The following is a 22,451-nucleotide window of genomic DNA, read 5'->3' on the forward strand; positions in this document are numbered from 1 at the left end:
GGGGGAATGAAGCGACATGGCGAAGGTCTACCGCGTTCTGTTTCTGTGCCAGTTCAACTCCGCCCGCAGCATCATGGCCGAGGCGCTGATGCGCCATTGGGCCGGCGGCCGGTTCGAGGTGTTCAGCGCCGGGTCCGACCCGCTGCCGGAATGCAACCCCATCGCCCTGGACCTGCTGACCAAGGCCCGTATTTCCACCGAAGGCCTGCATCCCAAGTCGTGGAACGAGTTCGCCGGCCCCGACGTGGCGCCCATGGACTTCATCTTCCACACCTGCGACACCAGCGCCAAGGCGGAGGCGCCGCACTGGCCCGGCCACCCGATGATCGCCCACTGGGGCTTCCCCGATCCGCAGGGGTTCAAGGGGTCCGAGGTGGAGCAGCGCGCCCTGTTCAACCTGCTGTTCGGCATGATCGAGCGGCGGGTGCGCATCTTCTGTTCCCTGCCGGAGCAGAGCCTGGCCCGCCTGACGGCCGAGGCGCTGACGGCGATGCACAGCGAAGAGGGTTGGGCGGCGGCTGGCTGAGGCCGGCCCTTCCCCAGCCTTCCCGCCCCATACCGGACAAGTCCCATGACCCCGCCCGACAGCCCGACGCCGGACATGATCTTGCCCCAGCCCCCGAACGGCACCCGCTACGGCATGGTGAACCGGCGCCTGGGCGTCCTGTTCGTCGGGCGGGTCAACGCCGGCCGCAGCATGATGGCGGAGGCGCTGCTGCGTCATCATGCCGGCCACCAATTCGACGCCCACAGCGCCGGCCTGACGCCCGTGGACCGGCAGAACCCCTACGCGCTGGCCCGCCTGCGGGCCGAAGGCATCGCCACAAGCGGCCTGGCGCCCAAGCCGCTGGAGCGCTTCATGGCGGCGGACGCCCCGCCGGTGGACATCGTCATCACCGTCAGCGAACTGGCGGCGACGGGCATGGCCGGCGCCTGGCCAGGCCAGCCGGTGACGGCGCACTGGGCCCTGCCCGATCCGGACCCCGCCCTTTATCCGGACGCGCCCGATGATCCGGAGGTGCTGGTGGACGCCATCTTCCAGGATTTGCGGCGGCGCATCGACGTGCTGTCCCTCCTGCCCGCCCATTGCCTGCTGGCGCTGAGCCACTGGGAGGATGAGGACGACGACGGGCTGCGCACCGCCTGATTCCGCGAGACGGAAAAGCCCCCTTGGCGGATAATTAAGCCGCCGATGGATAAAGCATACCCGGCGCCGCCGATAATTCAGCCGGGCATAGCAATCGTTGCATTTTTTCCGAATTTTGCGAAAAGCGAGTGCCGTGTTGTGACACCGCTCACTGGCAGTGGCCTGACGCCCTGCCCATAGTCCGCTGCAATAATGACGGCCCATGGGATCGGACGGATCGGGTGCGGGGGCATCGGATCGCCGGGGACAGGCCATCGTTTAGGAAAGCGCACCGCTGCCGGCCGTAGCCGCCTGCCCCCCGTGGGTTCCCCCCAGGGGTGAGACGGCGTGGAAGGGTTTGCCCTTCGCAGCCGGTGGACAGCCATCGCCCGGTTACCGCCGTGGCGGCGCGTTGCCACGCGTGTGCGATTTCGAGACCGACACCATCGCCCACCCGGCGGGATCGTCCCGCCGGACCCCGGGCTTTTTGCGCCGAGCGAGACCAAGACCATGGAATCCCAATCGACCGTGACCACCGTGCCGAAACCGGGTGCGCCGCCGACGGGGCTGTCGCGCACCGACTACCGGGGGCAGGATGGCCGCCAGCGGCCGCCGCGCATCGCCCTGTTCATGGTCATCACCGTCATCGCGCTGGCCATCATCGGCGGCCTGTTCGTGGCCTATGACCGCGTCGTCCGCCCGAAGATGATCGGCGAGTTCCTGAAGAACATGATGCCGCCGCCCGCCGCCGTCGCCACCGCCGTGGCCCAGGCCGAGGACGTGCCCCAGCTGCTGCCCGCCGTGGGCAGCCTGCAGGCCGTGCACCAGGTGACGGTGACGCCCGAGGTGGGCGGCTCGGTCACCAAAATCCTGTTCCAGTCCGGCGCCACCGTCAGCGCCGGCACCCCGCTGCTGCAGCTGAACGACAAGCCGCAGCAGGGCGACCTGGCCAACTACAAGGCCCAGGCCAAGGTGGCGGAGCTGGACCTGGCCCGCTATCGCGCCCTGGTGGCCAAGCAGGCGACCTCGCAACAGACGGTGGACCAGCAGGCCGCCGCCCTGGACCAGGCCAACGCCAACATCGCCAAGACCAACGCCCTGATCGCCCAGCTGCTGGTCCGGGCGCCGTTCGATGGCGTGCTGGGCGTGCGGCAGGTAGACGTGGGCCAGTACGTCAAGGCCGGCGACGCCGTCGTCACCCTGACCGACCTGGACGAGCTGTACGCCAACTTCACCCTGGCGGAAGGCGAGCGCGGCCGCGTGGCCGTGGGCCAGGCCGTGCGTGTGACGGTGGACGCCTTCCCCGGCCGCGTGTTCCAGGGCACCATCACCGCCATCGACCCGCAGATCAGCAGCGACACCCGCACCGTGAAGCTGCAGGCCACCATCCCCAACAAGGACCACGCTCTGCAGCCGGGGATGTTCAGCAACGTCACCGTCGTGCTGCCGGCCACGCCCAACCAGGTCACCCTGCCGGAAACGGCCGTCGACTATTCGCTGTACGGCAACAGCGTCTATGTCGTCCGCCCCACCATGGACAAGGACGGCAAGCCGGTGAATGGCGCGGATGGCAAGCCCGCCCTGCACGTCGAGCGCATCTTCGTGAAGACCGACGACCGGGCCGACGGCAAGGTCGTGGTGGTGAGCGGCGTGAAGCCGGGCGACCGCGTGGTGGCCGTGGGCCAGAACAAGCTGCAGAACGGCGCCGCCGTCAGCCTGTCGGACCAGGGCCCGCCGCCCGCCCCGGCCCAGACGCCGCGCCCCTGATCCGGCCCCTGATCCAGCCATAGACCCGAAATCAGGACCGGCCGCGCCATCGCGGCGCGCGGCCGGTCCCAGGGGACACCCCGACCATGAAATTCACCGATCTATTCATCAAACGGCCGGTGCTGGCGCTGGTGGTCAGCCTGCTGATCCTGCTGCTGGGCCTGCGGTCGCTATCGACCCTGCCCATCCGGCAGTATCCCAAGCTGTCGTCCACCACCATCAGCATCACCACCGTCTACCCCGGCGCCACGGCCGACCTGATGCAGGGGTTCATCACCACCCCCATCGAGCAGGCGGTGGCCAGCGCCGACGGCATCGACTACATGACCAGCAACTCCGTCCAGGGGCAAAGCACGGTCACGGTCTACGTCAAGCTGAACTACGACCCCAGCCAGGCCATGACCGACGTCATCGCCAAGGTGCAGCAGGTCAAATACCTGATCCCGAAAGAGGCGAACGACCCGGTCATCACCAAGTCGACGGGCGACACCACAGCGGTGATGTACCTGAGCTTCGCGTCCAAGGAGCTGGCGGGCTCGGCCATCTCGGACTACCTCACCCGCGTGGTGCAGCCGCTGATCGCCACGGTCGACGGCGTGGCTTCGGCCGACATCCTGGGCGGCCAGACCTTCGCCATGCGCCTGTGGCTGGATCCGGCCCGCATGGCCGCGCGCGGCGTTTCCGCCGACGACATCGCCAACGCCCTGCGCAACAACAACGTGCAGTCGGCCCCGGGCCAGGTGAAGGGTCTGTTCACCGTGTCCAACGTCACCGCCGACACCGACCTGACCAGCGTGGACGATTTCCGCCGCATGGTGGTCAAGGCCTCGGGCGGGGCGGTGGTGCGGCTGGAGGATGTGGCCTCCATCTCGCTGGGCGCCCAGAACACCAACAGCGCCGTCATGTTCAGCGGTCTGAACGCCGTGTTCATCGGCGTGCAGGTGACGCCCACGGGCAACCCGCTGCAGATGGTGCAGAACGTGCGCGAGAAGATCCTGCCGGAGATTCAGCGCAACCTGCCGCCCGCCATCGAGATGAAGGTGGCCTACGACGCCACCAACTTCATCAACGCCTCGATCAGCGAGGTGGAGCACACGCTGATCGAGGCCATCGGCATCGTCATCGTCGTCATCTTCCTGTTCCTGGGCTCGCTGCGGTCGGTGCTGATCCCCGTGATCACCATCCCGCTGTCGCTGATCGGCGCCTTCACCCTGATGCTGGCGGCGGGATTCAGCCTCAACCTGCTGACCCTGCTGGCCATGGTGCTGGCCATCGGCCTGGTGGTCGACGACGCCATCGTGGTGGTGGAGAACGTCTACCGCCACCTGGAGGAAGGCAAGACGCCGGTGCAGGCGGCCCTGGTGGGCGCCCGCGAGATCGCCGGCCCCGTCATCGCCATGACCATCACGCTGGCGGCGGTCTACGCCCCCATCGGCCTGCTGGGCGGCGTCACCGGCGCCCTGTTCCGCGAATTCGCCTTCACCCTGGCCGGCTCGGTCATCATCTCGGGCGTGGTGGCCCTGACGCTGTCGCCCATGATGGCATCGGTGCTGCTGCCCAAGGGCGGCGACCACACCGCCTTCTCGCGCTTCATCGACCGCACCTTCAACGGCCTGGCCAACTTCTATGAGCGGCGGCTGACCCGGGCGCTGGACTATCGTCCGGTCGTCCTGGTGTTCGCCGTGGTGGTGCTGGCCAGCATCCCCTACCTGTATCTGCACGGCCGGGCGGAACTGGCCCCGGAAGAGGACCAGGGCATCCTGTTCAGCCTGTTCAAGGGCCCGCAGTACGCCAACATCGATTACACCCAGCATTACGCCCAGCAGCTGGACGCCGCCGGCGGCACCCTGCCCGAGGGGCGGGAGCGCTTCCTGATCAGCGGCACCTCCGGCACCAGCCAGGGCATCGCCGGCGTGCTGCTGAAGCCGTGGGGCGAGCGTGACCGGCCCATCCAACAGTCGCTGGCGGCGCTGCAGGCGGCGTTCAACCGGGTTCCGGGCGAAAAGGCGCTGGTGTTCAACCTGCCGCCCCTGCCCGGCACCACCGGCGGCCTGCCAGTGCAGATGGTGCTGAACGGCACCCAGGGCTTCCCCGCCATCTATGAGGCGATGGAGAAGATCAAGGCCGCCGCCAACGCCAGCCACAAGTTCCTGATCGTGGACAGCGACCTGGACTACAACACCCCCGTGGTGCGCATCCACATCGACCGGTCCAAGGCCAACGAGATGGGTGTCACCATGGCCAGCATCGGCGACACCCTGGCGCTGATGGTGGGTGAGAACTACGTCAACCGCTTCAACCTGCAGGGCCGGTCGTACGAGGTCATCCCCCAGGTGCCGCGCATCGACCGCCTGACGCCGGACAAGCTGACGCGCTTCTACGTCACCTCCGTCACCGGCGACCAGGTGCCGCTGTCCACCTTCCTGCGCCTGGAAGAGGGCACGGACCCCAACGCCCTGACCCACTACAACCAGATGAACTCCGCCACCTTCCAGGCCGTGCCCATGCCGGGCGTGTCGATGGGCGAGGCGGTGGCCTTCCTGGAGGACCAGGTGAAGCAGCTGCCGGCCGGCTACAGCCACAGCTACCTCAGCCAGACCCGGCAGTTCGTGGAGGAAGGCAACCAGCTGGCCATGACCTTCGGCTTCGCGCTGATCGTCATCTTCCTGGTGCTGGCGGCGCAGTTCGAAAGCCTGCGCGACCCGCTGGTCATCATGGTCAGCGTGCCCATGTCCATCTGCGGCGCGCTGATCCCGCTGTTCATCGGCATCACCTCGATCAACATCTACACCCAGGTGGGCTTGGTGACGTTGATTGGCCTGATCTCCAAGCACGGCATCCTGTTGGTGGAATTCGCCAACGAGATGCAGGTGAAGGAAGGGCTGGGCCGCCGGGAGGCCATCCTGCACGCCGCCCGCGTGCGCCTGCGCCCCATCCTGATGACCACCGCCGCCATGGTGGTGGGCCTGCTGCCGCTGCTGATCGCGTCGGGTGCGGGTGCCGCCAGCCGCTTCTCCATCGGCCTGGTGGTGGTGACCGGCATGTCCATCGGCACGTTGTTCACCCTGTTCGTCCTGCCGGCGGTCTACACCCTGCTGGCCAAGGATCACAAGGCGGCCGCCAGTTCACGCCGCCTGCGGGAGATCGCCGAGGTCGCCTGACGGCGCGACAGCGGTGTTGAGTATGGAGACGGCCGGGGGCGTTCCCCGGCCGTTTTCTTTTGGACATGCGAAACGCGCACCAACCTCCTACGCCACATCCGAAAGGGGTATATTTTGCGGAATTTCTTCTATAGGGTATATTTTTTATACGCCCGTGTTCGACGTTTGGCCTAGTGAGCACAATAATAACTTAATTATAAGAGCATATTATGATTACATCATGGAATGATACGGAAGCATTAAGTTACATTGCCTCATATTCGGACCTTATTGCGGCGCTCGGGGCCGACCCCAATGCGGGGCGCGCTCATTATAATGGCAGCGGCTGGCTTGAAGGTCGGACCGTCAACTTTGACGCTCTGGCATATATCGCATCTTATGGTGATCTCATCGCCGCCTTCGGCACCGACGCTGAGGCCGGCGCCCGACACTACATCCTTGCCGGGCATGCCGAAGGCCGCGCCGTAACCTTCGACGGCCTCGCCTATATCGCCTCATACGGCGACCTCATCGCCGCCTTCGGCGCCGACGCCGACGCCGGCGCCCAGCACTACATCGTCGCCGGACATGCCGAGGGCCGTGCCGTCACCTTCGATGGCCTCGCCTACATCGCCTCCTACGGCGACCTCATCGCCGCCTTCGGCGCCGACGCCGACGCCGGCGCCCGGCACTACATCATCGCCGGACATACCGAGGGCCGAACCGTAACCTTCGACGGCCTCGCCTATATCGCCTCCTACGGCGACCTCATCGCCGCCTTCGGCGCCAATGCCGATGCCGGCGCCCGGCACTACATCGTCGCCGGACATGCCGAGGGCCGCGCCGTCACCTTCGACGGCCTCGCCTATATCGCCTCCTACGGCGACCTCATCGCCGCCTTCGGCGCCAATGCCGACGCCGGCGCCCGGCACTACATCGTCGCCGGGCATGCCGAGGGCCGGACCGTAACCTTCGACGGCCTCGCCTACATCGCTTCCTACGGCGACCTCATCGCCGCCTTCGGCGCCAATGCCGACGCCGGCGCCCGGCACTACATCGTCGCCGGACATGCCGAGGGCCGGACCGTAACCTTCGATGCCGTCGCCTATCTGCTGAGCCATCCCGATCTGGCGGGTCTGGGCATCCAAGGCGCGACCACGCAATGGATCCAGTATGGCTATGCCCACGGCCGCGACAACGGCGGTGCGACGTTCGGCCATGAGCAAACAAGTCACGGGCTCGCCCTGGGGCAGCAGACCGCGGGCGCCATCGATATCGCGGGCGATCACGACTGGTACCAGTTGACCCTCACCGCCGGCCAACAGGTGGCGGTATCACTGCAATTGGCGTCCGGTGTCGGGGCGCTGAGCGTTTTCGATGCCCTGGGCAACCCTGTCGCGACCGCCCCATCCGGATCCGGCACCATAACCGCCAATTTCATCGCGCCGCAGACCGGAACCTTCTACGTCGTTGCCAGCGCCCTGGGGGCGAATACAGGATCGTATACCCTGACAACAGGCCCGTATTTGATCAGCCTGGTTGGCACCCTTGGCAACGATACATTGAGCGGAACAGCCGGGAACGACCTGATCCAAGGACTGGCCGGTAACGACTCACTGACCGGCGGGCCCGGCAACGATGTGTTGGAGGGTGGCGGCGGGTACGACCAGCTGGATGGCGGCCTGGGGGACGATACCCTCTACGGCAACAACGTCACCAACACGGGTGTCGATGGCATCGACTACCTTTCCGACACCGCCGGCGGCAACGACCAGCTCTTCGGGCAGGACGGCGACGACTACATAGACGTCTATCGGACGGGCACCGTCGCGGCCAGCACCGTACGCATGGACGGCGGCTCCGGGAATGACCACATCACTTTCGGTGGAGGTTCCCGGTATATCGATACAGTGAACATCCTGGGCGGCATCGGGAATGACACCATCTCCGCCTCAGGGGCTCGCGTGGCCACCATCGACGCCGGCGACGGCGACGACCTCGTCACCATCGATATGACAGGCGGAACCGAAACCGTGACCTTGGGCGCGGGTATCGACACCCTGGTCCTGAGCCAATCCTACGGCTCATTCACCGCCGGCAACGCCCTGACCGTCACCGATTTCCAGACCGGTGTCGACACCGTGCAGTTGGACGCCTATCTCAGCACCGTGCTCACCGGCTGGGACCGCACCTCCAATCCCTTCAGCGGCGGTTATTTGAAGGTGGCCCAATCCGGCAACGACACCCTGTTGCAGATCGACGCCAATGGCGGCGCCAACAGCTGGTCAACCCTCGTCACCTTCCAGAACACCACGGCCGCAAACTTCACCTACCGCGATCTGGAATATTCCCCCGATGGATCGACCCCTGGCCAAACCCTGGTTGGCACCCTTGGCAACGATACATTGAGCGGAACGGCCGGGAACGACCTGATCCAAGGACTGGCCGGTAACGACTCACTGACCGGCGGGCCCGGCAACGATGTGTTGGAGGGTGGCGGCGGGTACGACCAGCTGGATGGCGGCCTGGGGGACGATACCCTCTACGGCAACAACGTCACCAACACGGGTGTCGATGGCATCGACTACCTTTCCGACACCGCCGGCGGCAACGACCAGCTCTTCGGGCAGGACGGCGACGACTACATAGACGTCTATCGGACGGGCACCGTCGCGGCCAGCACCGTACGCATGGACGGCGGCTCCGGGAATGACCACATCACTTTCGGTGGAGGTTCCCGGTATATCGATACAGTGAACATCCTGGGCGGCATCGGGAATGACACCATCTCCGCCTCAGGGGCTCGCGTGGCCACCATCGACGCCGGCGACGGCGACGACCTCGTCACCATCGATATGACAGGTGGAACCGAAACCGTGACCTTGGGCGCGGGTATCGACACCCTGGTCCTGAGCCAATCCTACGGCTCATTCACCGCCGGCAACGCCCTGACCGTCACCGATTTCCAGACCGGTGTCGACACCGTGCAGTTGGACGCCTATCTCAGCACCGTGCTCACCGGCTGGGACCGCACCTCCAATCCCTTCAGCGGCGGTTATTTGAAGGTGGCCCAGTCCGGCAACGACACCCTGTTGCAGATCGACGCCAATGGCGGCGCCAACAGCTGGTCAACCCTCGTCACCTTCCAGAACACCACGGCCGCAAACTTCACCTACCGCGATCTGGAATATTCCCCCGATGGATCGACCCCTGGCCAAACCCTGGTTGGCACCCTTGGCAACGATACATTGAGCGGAACGGCCGGGAACGACCTGATCCAAGGACTGGCCGGTAACGACTCACTGACCGGCGGGCCCGGCAACGATGTGTTGGAGGGCGGCGGCGGGTACGACCAGCTGGATGGCGGCCTGGGGGACGATACCCTCTACGGCAACAACGTCACCAACACGGGTGTCGATGGCATCGACTACCTTTCCGACACCGCCGGCGGCAACGACCAGCTCTTCGGGCAGGACGGCGACGACTACATAGACGTCTATCGGACGGGCACCGTCGCGGCCAGCACCGTACGCATGGACGGCGGCTCCGGGAATGACCACATCACTTTCGGTGGAGGTTCCCGGTATATCGATACAGTGAACATCCTGGGCGGCATCGGGAATGACACCATCTCCGCCTCAGGGGCTCGCGTGGCCACCATCGACGCCGGCGACGGCGACGACCTCGTCACCATCGATATGACAGGCGGAACCGAAACCGTGACCTTGGGCGCGGGTATCGACACCCTGGTCCTGAGCCAATCCTACGGCTCATTCACCGCCGGCAACGCCCTGACCGTCACCGATTTCCAGACCGGTGTCGACACCGTGCAGTTGGACGCCTATCTCAGCACCGTGCTCACCGGCTGGGACCGCACCTCCAATCCCTTCAGCGGCGGTTATTTGAAGGTGGCCCAATCCGGCAACGACACCCTGTTGCAGATCGACGCCAATGGCGGCGCCAACAGCTGGTCAACCCTCGCCACCTTCCAGAACACCACGGCCGCAAACTTCACCTACCGCGATCTGGGCTATATGCCTACAGGCGTTTAAGGACTCAAATACCCAACGGCAGGGGCCGCAGAGACGGCCGGGGGGCGTTCCCCGGCCGTTTTCTTTTGCAAGCCCCTATGGCCCTGGCCAAAGGTGAGCCCCCTTTTGCACCGGGCGGCCCGCGTTGACACAAGAACAAAAGCAGAACAATATCGGTGGTGGGGGAACGGCGCGCCGCGCTGGCCGGCGGCCCCGTCGCGGTCGGGACCGCATGAGCCAGCGCTCTGAAAATCCTTGGTTCTGGTATCGGCGGAGGCCTGCCGTGATGCGCGTGTTCATGTCCTATTCCCACGTCGACGAAGCCCTGCGCGACCGGCTGGAGGTGCATCTGGCGCCCCTGAAGCGCCAGGGCGTCGCGCTCTGGCACGACCGGCGCCTGCTGGCCGGCGACGCGCTGGAGGACGGCATCGGCGCGGCCCTGGCCGAGGCCGACGTGGTGCTGCTGCTGGTCAGTCCGGATTTCCTGGCGTCCCCCGCCTGCCATGATGGCGAGATGCAGCACGCGGTGGACCGCCACCGGACGGGACGGGCGCGCGTGATCCCCGTCATCCTGCGGGCCTGCGACTGGCTGTCCACGCCGCTGCGCCACCTGCTGGCGGTGCCGCGCGACGGCCGGCCGGTCACGCTGTGGCCCGACCAGGACCAGGCCCTGCACGAGGTGGCCGTGGCCATCCGCCGCGCGGTACTGGAGCGCGCACCCCTGGCCAGCTGAGGGCGCCTTACCCTTACTTCCTGGGGGAGGCGCCGCCGGTCAACACGACGGGCGTCCAGCCCCGGGCGCGGCCGTTGTCGCGCAGGCGCACGGCCGGAACACCATCGCCGGCGCGATCCAAATCGACAATTTCTCGCAATCTGCGAGCCAAAATGGGATCGCCGGCGGCGTCCAGCTCATCGGCCGCGCGCTCCAGTTTGCGGCGGATTTCCTCAGCATCGTAGTAGGTGATGTCTTCCATGGCGGCACCTGTGACTTCATACACATGCCATTAACGCAAACTCCGTGCCGATCGCGGCCTAACCCTTGGGGTGCGGCATCAAGCGACTGTCGCACTATGCATCCGGACGTGGTAGGCAGGGCCGTCCGCCAACGCTTCCAAGATCTTGCCCAGGAAATCCCCCACGATGTCCCCCGTCCTGGTCACCGGCAGCGCCGGGTTCATCGGCAACCACGTGGCGCTGGCCCTGCTGCAACGGGGCGTGGCGGTGGTGGGGCTGGACAACCTGACCCCCTATTACGACGTGGCCTTGAAGGAGGCGCGGCTTGCCCGCCTGCGCGCCTTCCCCGGCTTCACCGAGGCGCGCGTCGACTTGGCCGACCGGGCCGCCGTGGCGACCCTGTTCGACACCCACCGCTTCGGCCGGGTGGTGCACCTGGCGGCCCAAGCCGGTGTGCGGTACAGCCTGGAGCACCCGGCCGCCTACGTGGACAGCAACCTGGTGGGCTTCGCCAATGTGCTGGAGGGCTGCCGGGCCGTCGCCTGCGCCCACCTGGTCTACGCCTCCACCAGCTCGGTCTACGGCGCCAGCACGGCCATGCCCTTCAGCCCGCATGGCGGCGCCGACCATCCCATGACACTCTACGCCGCCACCAAGCGCGCCAACGAGCTGATGGCCCATTCCTACAGCCACCTGTTCCGCATCCCCATGACCGGCCTGCGGCTGTTCACCGTCTACGGCCCCTGGGGCCGGCCGGACATGGCGCTGTACAAGTTCGCGCAGGCCATCGTCGAGGGCCGTCCCATCGAGGTTTACGGCGAGGGGCGCATGCGCCGCGACTTCACCTACATCGACGACGTGGTGGCGGCCATCCTGGCCCTGCTGGACCGGCCGCCCGCCGTCGACGCGGCCTGGACCGGCACCCAGCCCGATCCCGCCAGCAGCGGCGTCGCCCCCTATCGCCTGTACAACGTCGGCAGCGACCGCCCGGTGGAGTTGATGCGCTATGTCCGCCTGCTGGAGGAAAAGCTGGGCATGGCGGCGGACATCCGCCTATTGCCCATCCAGCCCGGCGACGTGCCCGCCACCTGGGCGGACATCGACGACCTGGCCCACGACATCGGCTACGCCCCCGCCACGCCGGTGGAAGAGGGCGTGGCGCGGTTCGTCGCCTGGTTCAAGGAGTATTCGGCCGCCAATCAGGCGGGCTGAACCGGCGCCGTCAGGCGACCTCGACCGGGTTCAGCACCATGGACGTGCGCTCCGCCACGTGATTGATCTTCGACAGGTAGTTCTGGAAGTGGGCCGTGGCGCGATGGGCCGCGATGGCGCCGTTATCCACATACAGCTCATCCAGCACGAAACGGTTGGCATCGGCCTGGTCCTGCCAGATGTCCCAGCGCAGGTTGCCCGGCTCGCCCCGCGAGGGCGCCACCATGCCGGCCAGCAGGGCCTTCAGCTCTTCCAGCTTGCCCGGCCGGGCGATAAGGACGGCGGTGATCTTGACGGTCATGGGGCTTGCTTCCTTCTGGAGGGAGGCGGCGGGACCGTGAGGGCCCCGCCGCTTGATGCGTTTCACGCCGCGACGGCGCGGTCGAGGGCCTGGACCAGGGCCGTGGCGAGCGGCCGGTCGGAGCCCGGGTTCTGGCCGGTGATGAGTTCGCGGTCGACGACCACATGGGGCTGGAAGTTCACCGGGGTGGTGATGACCTCGCCGCCCGCCGCCTGCAGCGCGTCGGCCACGTTGAAGTAAAGCTTGGCGTGCAGGATGTTGTCCTCGACCACCTTCTCCTCGGTGTTGGAGAAGACGGTCATCTTGTACCCGGCATACTGCCAGCCTTCAGCCCATTTCTTGGCCGTGGCCGTATCACCGGCGATCAGGGCGGCGCGAAACTCACGGGCATGTGGCAGGGCGGCGGTCACGGCGATGGGGCCATGGCACAGCAGGGCCGTGGGCTTGGCGGCCTGGTGGAAGTGGCGCAGGATGGCGCCCAGGTCGGCATCCTGCATCAGGTCGACCCCGGGCGCCTGGCCGCCGGGCACGAACACGCCGGCGTAGCCGTCCAGCCCCCCCGCCACCACGGCGCCCAGGATGCTCACCTGGTTCATCGCGGGATCGTTGGCGTAGAAGGTCCGGGCATGCTGGTAGGCCACCTCATCCCCGCCGAAATGCTTGGCGCTGTCCGAGTTCGGGTCGATGGTCGGCTTGGTGCCGTCGGGCGTGGCCAGGACCACGTCGTAGCCGGCCTCGATCAAGGCCAGGGCCGGGATCACCGTCTCATTCAGATACTGGCCGGTGGCGCCCCAGCCACCGCCCTGGATTTCGATCCGCGTGGCGTTGGAGCCAACCACAAGCACGGTGCCTTTGCTCATTTCATCCTCCGTTGGACTGGGTCCGTTTGATCAGGGTCGCGTCATTCGCGATGGCCCAACCATGCGCCGGCGGAACATATTCTAGAACTTTATTTCTGTTATTTTAGATATTCACATGACATTATGACTGATGCGCTACGACCTGAACCTGCTGCCCGTCTTCATCACCCTGATGGAGGAGCGGAACGTTACCCGCGCGGCGGCGCGCCTGGGCATCACGCAGCCGGCGCTGTCCAACGCGCTGGCGCGCCTGCGCCTGGTGCTGCGCGACCCGCTGTTCGTGCGCGAGCGGTATGGCATCCAGCCCACCCCGGTGGCCCTGGACCTGGCACCGGCGATCGCGGAGGCGCTGGCCAAGATCGATGACGCCATCCTGGGCCAGCAGGAATTCGACCCGGCGCAGGCGGATCGCCTGCTGACCATCGCGCCCAACAGCTATGTCGAGTTCGCGCTGATGCCCGCCGTCGTCGCCCGGCTACGCGACGTGGCCCCGGGCATCAAGCTGCGCCTGGTCCCCTATGGCAACGACCTGGCCGACACGGGCGTCATCTCCGGCACCACGGCCATGGCGCTGGGGCGGCTGGTCGACCCGCCGGACAATTTGATCGTGCAGCACCTGATGGATGAAAGCCTGGCCTGCGTGGTGCGGGCGGGTCATCCCGACGTGGGCGACACCCTGACCCGCGACCAGTATGAACGCATGAAGCATGTGAACGTGCTGCCGCCCGGCCGCATGCGGGCCGGCCTGTTCCAGGCCTTGCAGCAGCGGGGCGTGAAGCGAGAGGTCGCCGTGTCGGTCACCCATTTCCTGGCGGTGCCGGAGATGATCGCCGTCACGGATTATTGCGCGACGCTGCCCAGCCTGATCTGCCGCCGCTTGGCACAGGACCCGCGCCTGCGCATCCTGCCGGCGCCGGTGGACCTGGGCACCTTTCCCGTCGACATGGCCTGGCACGTGCGCTACCGCCACGACCCGGCCCACCGCTGGCTGCGGTCGCTCATGGCGGACGTGGCGCGCGAGCTTCAGTCGGCCTGAGCCGCGGTCGCCTTCCAGGACAGGTAGGACAGCACGGTCCAGAGGCGCCCGGCATGGTCGTGGCCGCCGGACAGGTGCTGGCGCCACAGGGCGGCCGCCACCGGCGCCTGGATCAGGGTGTCGCCAGCCGCCCCGTCCAGCAGGCCCGCCGCCCAGTCGCGCAAGGGGCCACGCAGCCAAGCGCCCAGGGGGGCGCCGAAGCCGGTCTTGGGCGCCGTGGCGACGCCCTGCGGGATGCGGTCGGCCAACAGCCGGCGCAGCATCCATTTGCCCCGCCCGTCGCGCAAGCGCTGGTGCAGTGGCAGGCGCAAGCCCCATTCCACCACGCGCGGGTCCAGCAGGGGTGCCCGCGCCTCCAGGCTGGCGGCCATGCTGGCGCGGTCCACCTTGACCAGCACCCCGTCGGGCAGGTAGCGGGCCAGATCGCGGAGCTGCAGGCGCAGGGCGGGGTCGGCGCCCTTGGGCAAGGCGACGGGCGTGGCCGCCTCAAGCGCCAGCCCGGGGCGCAGGATGGCGTCGGCCCTCATGCCCAGCATGGCGATGTAGGCCTGGTCCTCGTCCGCCGCCGCCACGGCGCCCAGGAACTTGCCCACCTTGTCGGCCGGCTGGCGCAGGTGGGGCCGCAGCAGGTGGGCGGCGCCATCGATCCAGGCATCGGGCATGGCGGAATCCAGGCGGGCCAGGCCGTGGCGCAGCCAAGCCGGCCGCCGCCGCCAGCGGCTGACGGATCCCGCCCACAGGTGGCGGGAATAGCCGCCGAAAGCCTCATCCCCGCCATCGCCGGACAGGGCCACCGTCACGTGGCGGCGCGCCAGGCGGCACAGCAGCGCGGTGGGAATGGCGGAGATGTCGGCGAAGGGCTCGTCATACATGCCGGCCAGGTGGGGCACCAGGTCCACCGCGTCGGCGGCATCCACCCGCAGGGTGGTGTGGTCGGTGCCCAGGGCCTTGGCCGTGGCCTCGGCCGCGGCGGACTCGTCAAACTCCGCCTGGTCGAACCCGATGGTGAAGCTGCGGATGGGGGCGGCGCTCTGCTCCTGCATCAGGGCCGCCACCAGGGCGCTGTCGATGCCGCCGGAGAGGAAGACGCCCAGCGGCACGTCCGACACCATGCGCCGGCGCACCGCGTCGGTCAGCAGGTCGCCGGTCAGGCGCAGGATCTCGGGGTCCTCCAGCGTCAGCGGGGCGGCCAGGGCGCGCCGGGCGGCGTCCGCGACCGACCAGTAGGCCCGCGTCTCGGCACCGCCATCGGCCGACACGGTCATGCAGGTGCCCGGCGGCAGTTGGCGGATGCCGGTGAAGGCCGTGCGCGGCGCCGGGATGAAGCCGTGGCGGAAATAATCGGCCAGCGCCGCCTCGTCCAGCACGGCGTGATAGCCCAGCTGCGCCCGGACGGCCTTGAGTTCGGACGCGAACAGCAGCACGCCGTTGCTGAGTGACCAATAGAGCGGCTTTTCCCCCAGCCGGTCGCGCACCAGCATCAGCCGGCGCTCGTCCGCCAGCCAGATGGCCAGGCCGAACATGCCGTTGCAGGCGGCCAGCGCACGGTCGGCACCCCAGCGCGCGATGGCCTCCACCAGCACCTCGGTGTCGGACTGGCCGCGGAAGACGACACCCTCCCCCGCCAACTGCCGGCGCAGGTCCTGGTAATTGTAAATCTCGCCATTGAAGGCGACGGTCACCCGGCCGTCGGCCGAGGTCATGGGCTGGTGGCCCAGGGGGGACAGGTCGATGATGGCCAGGCGGCGGTTGGCCAGGGCCACGCCCGCGGCGTCATCCTGCCAGACGCCCCGGTCGTCGGGCCCGCGATGGGCCAGGCGGTCGATCATGACACCGGCCTGGCGTGCCAGCCGGGTGCCGTCCGCCCCCCGAATACCCAAAGCCCCGCGATGCCGCACATGGTTCCGCCCTGTGATTCCAGGATCCCCCCGCGAACGGGGATACCCAGGAATACAGGGCGTTACCAGTCGCCCGCCAGCGAATTGCGCAGGCGGGGCACCCCAGCCTTAAGCGGCGCGCCCCCTTTACGCCGCGCGCAGGGAGGCGATGGCCTTCGACACGCTGGCGCTGAGGGCCGACGTCTCCGACCGCAGCACCTGCGACGACGACAGGACCTCGTCGCTGGAGCGGTGGGTGTTGTCGGCGATGGCCTGCAATCCCGCCACGTTCTCGGCCACCACGGCCGTGCCCTGGGACGCCATCTGGACGTTGCGGGCGATCTCGCGGGTCGCGGCCTCTTGCTGTTCCACGGCGGCGGCGATGGCGGAGGAGATGGTGGTGATCTCGTTCACCGTCTGCTGGATGGCGGCGATGGCCTGGACGGCCTCGCGCGTCGCGCCCTGCATGCTGGTGATCTGGCCGCCGATCTCCTCGGTGGCCTTCGCCGTCTGGGTCGCCAGGCTCTTGACCTCGCTGGCCACGACGGCGAAGCCCTTGCCGGCCTCCCCCGCGCGCGCCGCCTCGATGGTGGCGTTCAGGGCCAGCAGGTTGGTCTGGCTGGCGATCTCGCTGATCAGGCGCACGACGGAGCCGATGCGGTCGCCCTGGTTCTGCAGCCGTTCCATCTGCTGGGTGCTTTCCTCCACCCGGACGCGGGCGTTGGTGGCCATGGTGGCCGCACGGGTGACCTGGCCGCTGATCTCCCCAAAGGAGACGGACAGTTCCTCGGCGGCGCTGGCCACGGCCTGCACGTTGCTGTTGGCCTCGGTCACCGCCCGGTCGACCACGCTGGTGCGTTCCTGGCCCACCTGGGCCTGGTCGCTGAGGCCACGGGCGTTGCCGGCCAGCTGCTGCACGGCGGCGTTCAGGCGCTCCACCAAGCTGTGGACGGAGCTTTCCAGGCTGTCGGCGATGCGCAGCGACGCCTGGCGCTTCTCGCCCTCCGCCCGCTTCTCCGCCTCGGCCTGTTCCCGCGTCAGGCGGTCGCGGTCGGCCAGGTTGGCGCGGAAGACGGCGAGCGCGCCGACGATGGCGCCCAGCTCATCCTTGCGGGCCAGCGCCTCGATGTTCACGGCAATGTCGCCGGCGGCCAGGGCCTCGGTCGCGCCGGAGATGCGGTCGATGGAGCCCTTCAGCATGCGCACGATGACGAAGGTGATGGCGGCCACGCCCAGCACCACCGCCAGCACGATGACGGTCGCCAGGGTCTGGGTGGAGGCGGCGTTGGCGTCCATGTCCTTGATGGCGGTGGCGGCGGTGGTCCGCTCATGCGAAGCGGCGGCGTTCAGACGATCCTGCACGCCCTGCAGGCTGGCGCGCAGCGGTTCCAGGAAGGACACCGCGGACTGGGCGTCGATGCCCAGCATGTCCTTCACGAAGCCGACCGGCTGGCCCAGCTTGTCGATGTCTTGGCCCACGGTGGCCAGCTCCGCCTTGGTCTTGCCGTCGGGCAGGCGGTCCTTGGCGCGCTCCACCGCCTCCTTCGCCTTGCCCATGCGTTGGACCACGCCGTCGAGCTTGGCGACGGAGGTCTTGGCGTCGCCGCCGGCCGTGGCCGCCGCCAGGGCGTAATAGAGATCCTTGGCGGCGCCGTTTAGTTCACCGGATGCGCTCAGCAGTTCGGCGGTGGCCACGAACCGCACCTCGCCCACCTCGCGCGCGGTGGCGGTGATGCCGCCCACCACCTGGTGGGAGGCGACCGCCATCGCCACCAGGGCCACCAGCCCGATGGCGGGGGCCGCGAACAGCTTCAACGCCATGGGAAGATCATCGAACCGCATCACCTTCATCCTTCCACCAGTGCCGGCCATTCGTGCTGGGCCGGGGCTTACGCCCATGGTTCTTCACTGCCTGGGGCGGGCGCCCAGGGCGACGGCGGGATGGACGGCCCAACCCAACCGCCCACCCCGCCACCCCGGTCACCTGCCCCGGGTCACTACTTTTCGGTGACCATCATCTTGAAGTTCGGGTCGAACTCGACGCCGGCGGCGCTTGCCGCCGCCTTGCTGACGTAGATGGTGACCTTCGGCGTCGTCTCGACGGCGATGACGCAGCCGCCGGCATCGACGCAGGCGACGTCGTTGCCCACGGTGACGGTGCCCTTGGCCAGCGCCTTCTTGCCCTCGGCGGCGGAAGACACGAACACGGCGTAGGCACCAGGGGCCGCGTCACCGGCCGCGACGGCGGCACCGGGCAGGGCCGCCTGCACCGCCGCCACGGGGGCGGCGCCGGCGGTCACCACCACCTTGGCGCCAGCGGGCGCCTTGGTGGTCAGGAAGCCCAGGGCCTTGGCCGCGATGGTCACCTGCTTGGCGTCCATCTCCGCGGCACCCGCCAGGCTGGACGCCGACAGGGCGGCGGCCAGTGCTGCGGTCTTCAGGATCATGCTGTTCATTGGACTTCCCCCCTTAGAACTTGTACGTGGCCGTGCCCCAGACACGCCGTTCCGCCTTGGGCGTCACGGCCAACTGGGTGTGGTCCTGCAGCAGGTTGCTGCCCGCCAGCGTCAGGGAGAAATCGTCGCTGACCTTGTAGGAGACAGCCGCCTGGGCGGTCAGGCCTTGGCTGACCGTATAGAGCCCGGGGCCCTTGGCCGTCAGGTAGTAGGCGACGTAGTCGGACTTCCAATACATGAACAGGTCCGTGGTCCACCGCCCGAAGTCATAGCCGACATTGCCCTTCACCGTGTTCTTGGGCGTCGACCGCCGGTAGTCCGCGGGCACGGCCCCCGGCTTGAAGGTGAAGCTGTCGATGGGGTTCAGCCACGTCCACGACGCGGACCAGCGCATGCCGCCGAATTTGCCGTGCAGTTCGGCCTCGGTGCCCCATTCCTTGCTGTCGCCAAAATTCTCGCCCAACAAGATGGTGGGATAGCCGTTGATGAAGTGGATGGAACCGAAGGCGATGGACTTGTAGTCCTCCGTCTTCTGATACAGGGCGGAAACCTTGGCGGCGCCATTGATGGCGGCAATGGCGCGCTGGTAACCCAGCTCGTAATTCGTCACCACGGTCGGGTTGACATAGGGGTTGCCCGTGACCTGGACCGAACCGGGGGCCGGCTTGCTGACGGTGTTGTTGCCCAGCTCGATCAGGGTGGGGGACTGGATGCCCCGGCCGGCCGTGGCCGTGACGGTGTCGTCCGCCGTGGGGTGCCAGACGGCGCCCGCGTTGTAGGAAAAGCTGTCGAAGGCGCGCTTATCGTAATCGGCATTGGTGAAGGGCACCGGCGCGAATCCGCTGCGATTCAGCCAGGTGTGGTCCCACCGGCCGGCCAGCGTCAGGCTGAGGGTGTCGAACGCCTGCCAGTTGTACATGTTGGACAGGGCGAAGTCCTGGTAGCCGGTAGTGGACCCCTTCGTGGGGGAGCTGTCGATGCTGTTGTCGCGGTATTCCAGGCCGACGCGGGTGGTCAGCGTGGGGGTCAGCTTCACCAGGTCCTGCACCTGCACCACGGTGGTGTCGGTATCGGATGCGACGGCGGTGATGGCGCCGTTGTTCAACAGGCGCAGACCATAATCCAGGTGGTTGCTGTAGGCGGTGGCGTCGACCAGGCCCCAGTCGGTGTTGGCCTTCACAGTGCCCTTGAAGGACCGGGTTTGGTATTGGCCCTGCGTGGGGCCTTCCAGCGCGGTCATGCCGAATTCGTCGGCGCGGCTCCAGGTGCCTTCGAAGCCAGCCTGCACATCGGGGGTCACCTGCACCAGGCTGTCCATGGAGGCGGCGCGGCGGAGGGAACCGTTGCCGCGCAGGCCCTTCGTCAGCTGGTCGGACGCGGTGCCGTACTCATCCATGTTCCAACCGCCGGCGGAGAAGCGCACGCCGACCTTGTCGCCCAGTTTCACGCTCTTGACCGCGTCGAACTCCTTCTGGCCCTGGCTGCCGACGGTCACCTGGGCGGCGCCGACATCGTCGTACAGGGGGTTGTAGGTGATGATGTTGACCACGCCGGAAACGGCGTTGAAGCCGAACAGCGCAGCCTGGGGGCCCTTCACCACTTCGATCTGGCGGATTTCCAGCAATTGCACCGGGATGGCGGACCAGATGGTGACGCCGTAGTGGTCTAGGTAGACCTGGCGGCCGTTGACAAGCACCAGCAGGCGCGGGTTGTTGCCCTGATTGTAGCCATCCACGCCCACGTCGGCGCCACTGACGCCCCAGGACAGCACGTCCACGCCGGCGACACGGTTCAGGATGTCCGGGATGTTGCGCGCGCCGGAGCGGGCGATCTCTTCCGCGGTGATGATGGTCATCGGCGCCGGCGCCTCGCTGGCGCGTTGCGGCTGGCCGGTGGCCGAGGTCGTTACCGCCTCACCGAACAAGTCTTCGAGCGACCCGTAGTTCATCGACTGGGCCTGGGCGCCGGACGCGATGGCGACACCCAACAGCGTCAGCACCAGCCGGGACGGCGAACGCGCCAATTTGGACTTCAAGCACATGGTGTTTTTCATTTTTAACCCCAACTCACCCGAGACAAGACCAAGACGGATTGTTTCGGGTTAACTGGTTCACATGGCAGGATGAGCAATATATGCTTTTGGATATTGTCAGGTGTATTTCTTATAAAGATTCTGTTATTAATAGTGCATTTACCACAATTACTTAATTAATTCCCTGCGAATCCTTAATTTATAATATTTATGTGGAACGCACTTCGCCAATCGCTACTTGAGTATGCCGGCTGATGGCTGGATTGGTGCCATGCGGGGACGGGCCTTTCGGCCGGATCGGCTTCCTGCGAAAAAGGCCTGTGGCGGCAAGACCTTGGCAGAGGTGCCGCCATGCGGCGCGTTCCCCTGGCCCCAAGGTTCCGGCATGCCCAGCGACATACCCACCGCCACCGCCCCGGCGGCGTCCGCGCCCCAGATTGGTAAAGAACCCCCCTATCTTGAGGTCGGCACCGCCGCCTACCGCCGGATGACGGCCATCCTGTTCGTGGCGGGATTTTCCACCTTCGCCACGCTCTATTGCGTGCAGCCGCTGCTGCCGGATTTCGTGCGCGCCTATGGCATCAGCCCGCCGGGCGCCAGCCTGTCGCTGTCCGTCACCACGGCGGCGCTGGCCGTTGCCCTGCTGGTGGCCGGCGCCCTCTCCGACCGGTCGGGGCGCAAGGGCATCATGGTGGCATCCCTGGCGCTGTCCGGCGGCCTGGGCTTGGCCAGCGCGCTGGCGCCCAACTGGCCCCTGTTCTTGGTGCTGCGGGCCCTGGCCGGGCTGGCGCTGGGTGGGCTGCCGGCCGTCGCCATGGCCTATGTGGCGGAAGAGGTGAACCCGAAATCAGCCAGCCTCACCATGGGACTGTACATCGGCGGCACCGCCATGGGCGGCATGGCGGGCCGCATCCTGACCGTGCTGATCACCGACGTTGCCAACTGGCGGGTGGCGGTGGGCCTGGTGGGGGTGGTGGGCATCCTGGCCGCCCTCACCGTGGCCATGGCCCTGCCGCCGTCGCGCCATTTCCGCCAGCGAGAGGGGGACCTGTGGAGCGGCCTGGCCGCCGCCTGGCACCTGCACCTGTCGGACAGCGGGCTGGTCGCGCTGTTCGCCACCGGCTTCCTGGCCATGGGCGCCTTCGTCACCGTGTTCAACTATGTCGGCTTTCGCCTGCAGGCGCCGCCCCTGAGCGTTCCCCCGGCCACGGTGGCCGTGCTGTTCCTGGTTTATATCTTCGGCATCATCAGTTCGCCCCTGTTCGGCGGGCTGTCCGGCCGCTTCGGCCCCGGCCGGGTGCTGGTCGCGTCGGCCGTGCTGATGCTGGCGGGCCTGGGCATCATGGACATCGCGCGGCTGGACACGCTGGCGCTGGGCCTGGGCCTGTTCACCTTCGCCTTCTTTGGCGTGCATTCCGTGGCATCCGGCTGGATCGGCCTGCGCGCCCGTCAGCACCGGGGCCAGGCCTCCGCCCTCTACCTGTTCGCTTATTATATGGGCTCCACCCTGGCCGGGACGGCCGGCGGCTTTTTTTGGCACGGCTGGGAATGGACAGGCATCACCCTGTTCGTGGGCGGGCTGCTGGGGCTGCTGATCCTGAACGCCCTGGGCCTGGCTGCACGACGTGTCCAATAGAACATAATTTTTGTGTTCTATTT

16 protein-coding genes are annotated in these 22,451 nt (G+C 67.4%); 9 read left to right on the forward strand and 7 right to left on the reverse strand.

From position 1 onward, the window contains the following. The first annotated feature begins 16 nt into the window (after nucleotides 1-16). From UAJ10_RS00420 to UAJ10_RS00445, 6 genes are all read left to right on the forward strand, one after another. On the forward strand, nucleotides 17-526 hold the full coding sequence (locus UAJ10_RS00420) for an arsenate reductase ArsC (RefSeq protein WP_322913180.1): 510 nt from the start codon (nucleotides 17-19) through the stop codon (nucleotides 524-526). Nucleotides 527-571: 45 nt separating this feature from the next. Further along, the gene (locus UAJ10_RS00425; protein ID WP_322913182.1) at nucleotides 572-1,147 is read left to right on the forward strand and encodes an arsenate reductase/protein-tyrosine-phosphatase family protein; all 576 of its coding nucleotides are present in this window, start codon (nucleotides 572-574) and stop codon (nucleotides 1,145-1,147) included. A 489-nt stretch (nucleotides 1,148-1,636) separates the two neighbouring features. After that, nucleotides 1,637-2,893, forward strand: coding sequence for an efflux RND transporter periplasmic adaptor subunit (locus UAJ10_RS00430; RefSeq protein ID WP_322913184.1), 1,257 nt, complete (start codon nucleotides 1,637-1,639; stop codon nucleotides 2,891-2,893). A gap of 86 nt (nucleotides 2,894-2,979) precedes the next feature. Next, nucleotides 2,980-6,054 (forward strand): multidrug efflux RND transporter permease subunit, encoded by a 3,075-nt coding sequence (locus tag UAJ10_RS00435; protein ID WP_322913186.1) that lies wholly within the window; start codon nucleotides 2,980-2,982, stop codon nucleotides 6,052-6,054. Between the two features lie 209 nt (nucleotides 6,055-6,263). Continuing rightward, complete coding sequence (locus tag UAJ10_RS00440) at nucleotides 6,264-10,085, forward strand: calcium-binding protein (RefSeq protein WP_322913188.1); 3,822 nt, start codon at nucleotides 6,264-6,266, stop codon at nucleotides 10,083-10,085. 265 nt (nucleotides 10,086-10,350) lie between these two features. Then, nucleotides 10,351-10,797 carry a toll/interleukin-1 receptor domain-containing protein gene (locus tag UAJ10_RS00445; RefSeq protein WP_322914477.1) on the forward strand — a complete coding sequence of 149 codons (447 nt, stop codon included), beginning with the start codon at nucleotides 10,351-10,353 and terminating at the stop codon, nucleotides 10,795-10,797. A gap of 13 nt (nucleotides 10,798-10,810) precedes the next feature. Here UAJ10_RS00445 and UAJ10_RS00450 read toward each other — a convergent pair whose 3' ends face one another. Next, nucleotides 10,811-11,038: a hypothetical protein gene (locus UAJ10_RS00450; RefSeq protein WP_040843621.1), complete on the reverse strand. Its 228-nt coding sequence runs from the start codon at nucleotides 11,036-11,038 to the stop codon at nucleotides 10,811-10,813. A gap of 166 nt (nucleotides 11,039-11,204) precedes the next feature. On the opposite strand from UAJ10_RS00450, the gene UAJ10_RS00455 reads away from it, so the two are divergent. Continuing rightward, entirely contained in the window at nucleotides 11,205-12,230 is a 1,026-nt protein-coding gene (locus UAJ10_RS00455; protein ID WP_322913192.1) for an NAD-dependent epimerase, read from the forward strand. 10 nt (nucleotides 12,231-12,240) lie between these two features. Here UAJ10_RS00455 and UAJ10_RS00460 read toward each other — a convergent pair whose 3' ends face one another. Then, the gene (locus UAJ10_RS00460) at nucleotides 12,241-12,531 is read right to left on the reverse strand and encodes a putative quinol monooxygenase (protein WP_322913194.1); all 291 of its coding nucleotides are present in this window, start codon (nucleotides 12,529-12,531) and stop codon (nucleotides 12,241-12,243) included. Nucleotides 12,532-12,593: 62 nt separating this feature from the next. After that, nucleotides 12,594-13,391: a type 1 glutamine amidotransferase domain-containing protein gene (locus UAJ10_RS00465; protein WP_322913196.1), complete on the reverse strand. Its 798-nt coding sequence runs from the start codon at nucleotides 13,389-13,391 to the stop codon at nucleotides 12,594-12,596. A gap of 130 nt (nucleotides 13,392-13,521) precedes the next feature. Here UAJ10_RS00465 and UAJ10_RS00470 point away from each other — a divergent pair, with 130 nt between their 5' ends. Further along, on the forward strand, nucleotides 13,522-14,427 hold the full coding sequence (locus UAJ10_RS00470) for a LysR family transcriptional regulator (protein ID WP_322913198.1): 906 nt from the start codon (nucleotides 13,522-13,524) through the stop codon (nucleotides 14,425-14,427). Here UAJ10_RS00470 and asnB read toward each other — a convergent pair. The 4 genes from asnB to UAJ10_RS00490 form a co-directional block, all read right to left on the reverse strand. Beyond that, nucleotides 14,415-16,325, reverse strand: coding sequence for an asparagine synthase (glutamine-hydrolyzing) (gene asnB, locus UAJ10_RS00475; RefSeq protein WP_322913200.1), 1,911 nt, complete (start codon nucleotides 16,323-16,325; stop codon nucleotides 14,415-14,417). The two genes, UAJ10_RS00470 and asnB, sit on opposite strands and share 13 nt — an antisense overlap. A gap of 126 nt (nucleotides 16,326-16,451) precedes the next feature. Continuing rightward, nucleotides 16,452-18,146, reverse strand: coding sequence for a methyl-accepting chemotaxis protein (locus UAJ10_RS00480; RefSeq protein ID WP_322913202.1), 1,695 nt, complete (start codon nucleotides 18,144-18,146; stop codon nucleotides 16,452-16,454). A 155-nt stretch (nucleotides 18,147-18,301) separates the two neighbouring features. After that, nucleotides 18,302-18,760: a hypothetical protein gene (locus tag UAJ10_RS00485; RefSeq protein WP_322913204.1), complete on the reverse strand. Its 459-nt coding sequence runs from the start codon at nucleotides 18,758-18,760 to the stop codon at nucleotides 18,302-18,304. 13 nt (nucleotides 18,761-18,773) lie between these two features. Then, complete coding sequence (locus UAJ10_RS00490; RefSeq protein ID WP_322913206.1) at nucleotides 18,774-20,783, reverse strand: TonB-dependent receptor plug domain-containing protein; 2,010 nt, start codon at nucleotides 20,781-20,783, stop codon at nucleotides 18,774-18,776. A gap of 394 nt (nucleotides 20,784-21,177) precedes the next feature. Here UAJ10_RS00490 and UAJ10_RS00495 point away from each other — a divergent pair, with 394 nt between their 5' ends. Continuing rightward, on the forward strand, nucleotides 21,178-22,428 hold the full coding sequence (locus UAJ10_RS00495) for an MFS transporter (RefSeq protein WP_322913208.1): 1,251 nt from the start codon (nucleotides 21,178-21,180) through the stop codon (nucleotides 22,426-22,428). The last annotated feature ends 23 nt before the right edge of the window (nucleotides 22,429-22,451 follow it).

The organism is Nitrospirillum guaranorum, assembly GCF_034653275.1.
In the GTDB taxonomy this organism is placed as follows: Bacteria; Pseudomonadota; Alphaproteobacteria; order Azospirillales; family Azospirillaceae; genus Nitrospirillum.

Excerpts from the sequence above, each read along its gene's own strand:
- UAJ10_RS00420 (WP_322913180.1), top strand. The coding sequence starts at position 17 with ATGGCGAAGGTCTACCGCGTTCTGTTTCTGTGCCAGTTCAACTCCGCC.
- UAJ10_RS00425 (WP_322913182.1), top strand. The coding sequence starts at position 572 with ATGACCCCGCCCGACAGCCCGACGCCGGACATGATCTTGCCCCAGCCC.
- UAJ10_RS00430 (WP_322913184.1), top strand. The coding sequence starts at position 1,637 with ATGGAATCCCAATCGACCGTGACCACCGTGCCGAAACCGGGTGCGCCG.
- UAJ10_RS00435 (WP_322913186.1), top strand. The coding sequence starts at position 2,980 with ATGAAATTCACCGATCTATTCATCAAACGGCCGGTGCTGGCGCTGGTG.
- UAJ10_RS00440 (WP_322913188.1), top strand. The coding sequence starts at position 6,264 with ATGATTACATCATGGAATGATACGGAAGCATTAAGTTACATTGCCTCA.
- UAJ10_RS00445 (WP_322914477.1), top strand. The coding sequence starts at position 10,351 with ATGCGCGTGTTCATGTCCTATTCCCACGTCGACGAAGCCCTGCGCGAC.
- UAJ10_RS00450 (WP_040843621.1), bottom strand. The coding sequence starts at position 11,038 with ATGGAAGACATCACCTACTACGATGCTGAGGAAATCCGCCGCAAACTG.
- UAJ10_RS00455 (WP_322913192.1), top strand. The coding sequence starts at position 11,205 with ATGTCCCCCGTCCTGGTCACCGGCAGCGCCGGGTTCATCGGCAACCAC.
- UAJ10_RS00460 (WP_322913194.1), bottom strand. The coding sequence starts at position 12,531 with ATGACCGTCAAGATCACCGCCGTCCTTATCGCCCGGCCGGGCAAGCTG.
- UAJ10_RS00465 (WP_322913196.1), bottom strand. The coding sequence starts at position 13,391 with ATGAGCAAAGGCACCGTGCTTGTGGTTGGCTCCAACGCCACGCGGATC.
- UAJ10_RS00470 (WP_322913198.1), top strand. The coding sequence starts at position 13,522 with ATGCGCTACGACCTGAACCTGCTGCCCGTCTTCATCACCCTGATGGAG.
- UAJ10_RS00480 (WP_322913202.1), bottom strand. The coding sequence starts at position 18,146 with ATGCGGTTCGATGATCTTCCCATGGCGTTGAAGCTGTTCGCGGCCCCC.
- UAJ10_RS00485 (WP_322913204.1), bottom strand. The coding sequence starts at position 18,760 with ATGAACAGCATGATCCTGAAGACCGCAGCACTGGCCGCCGCCCTGTCG.
- UAJ10_RS00495 (WP_322913208.1), top strand. The coding sequence starts at position 21,178 with ATGCCCAGCGACATACCCACCGCCACCGCCCCGGCGGCGTCCGCGCCC.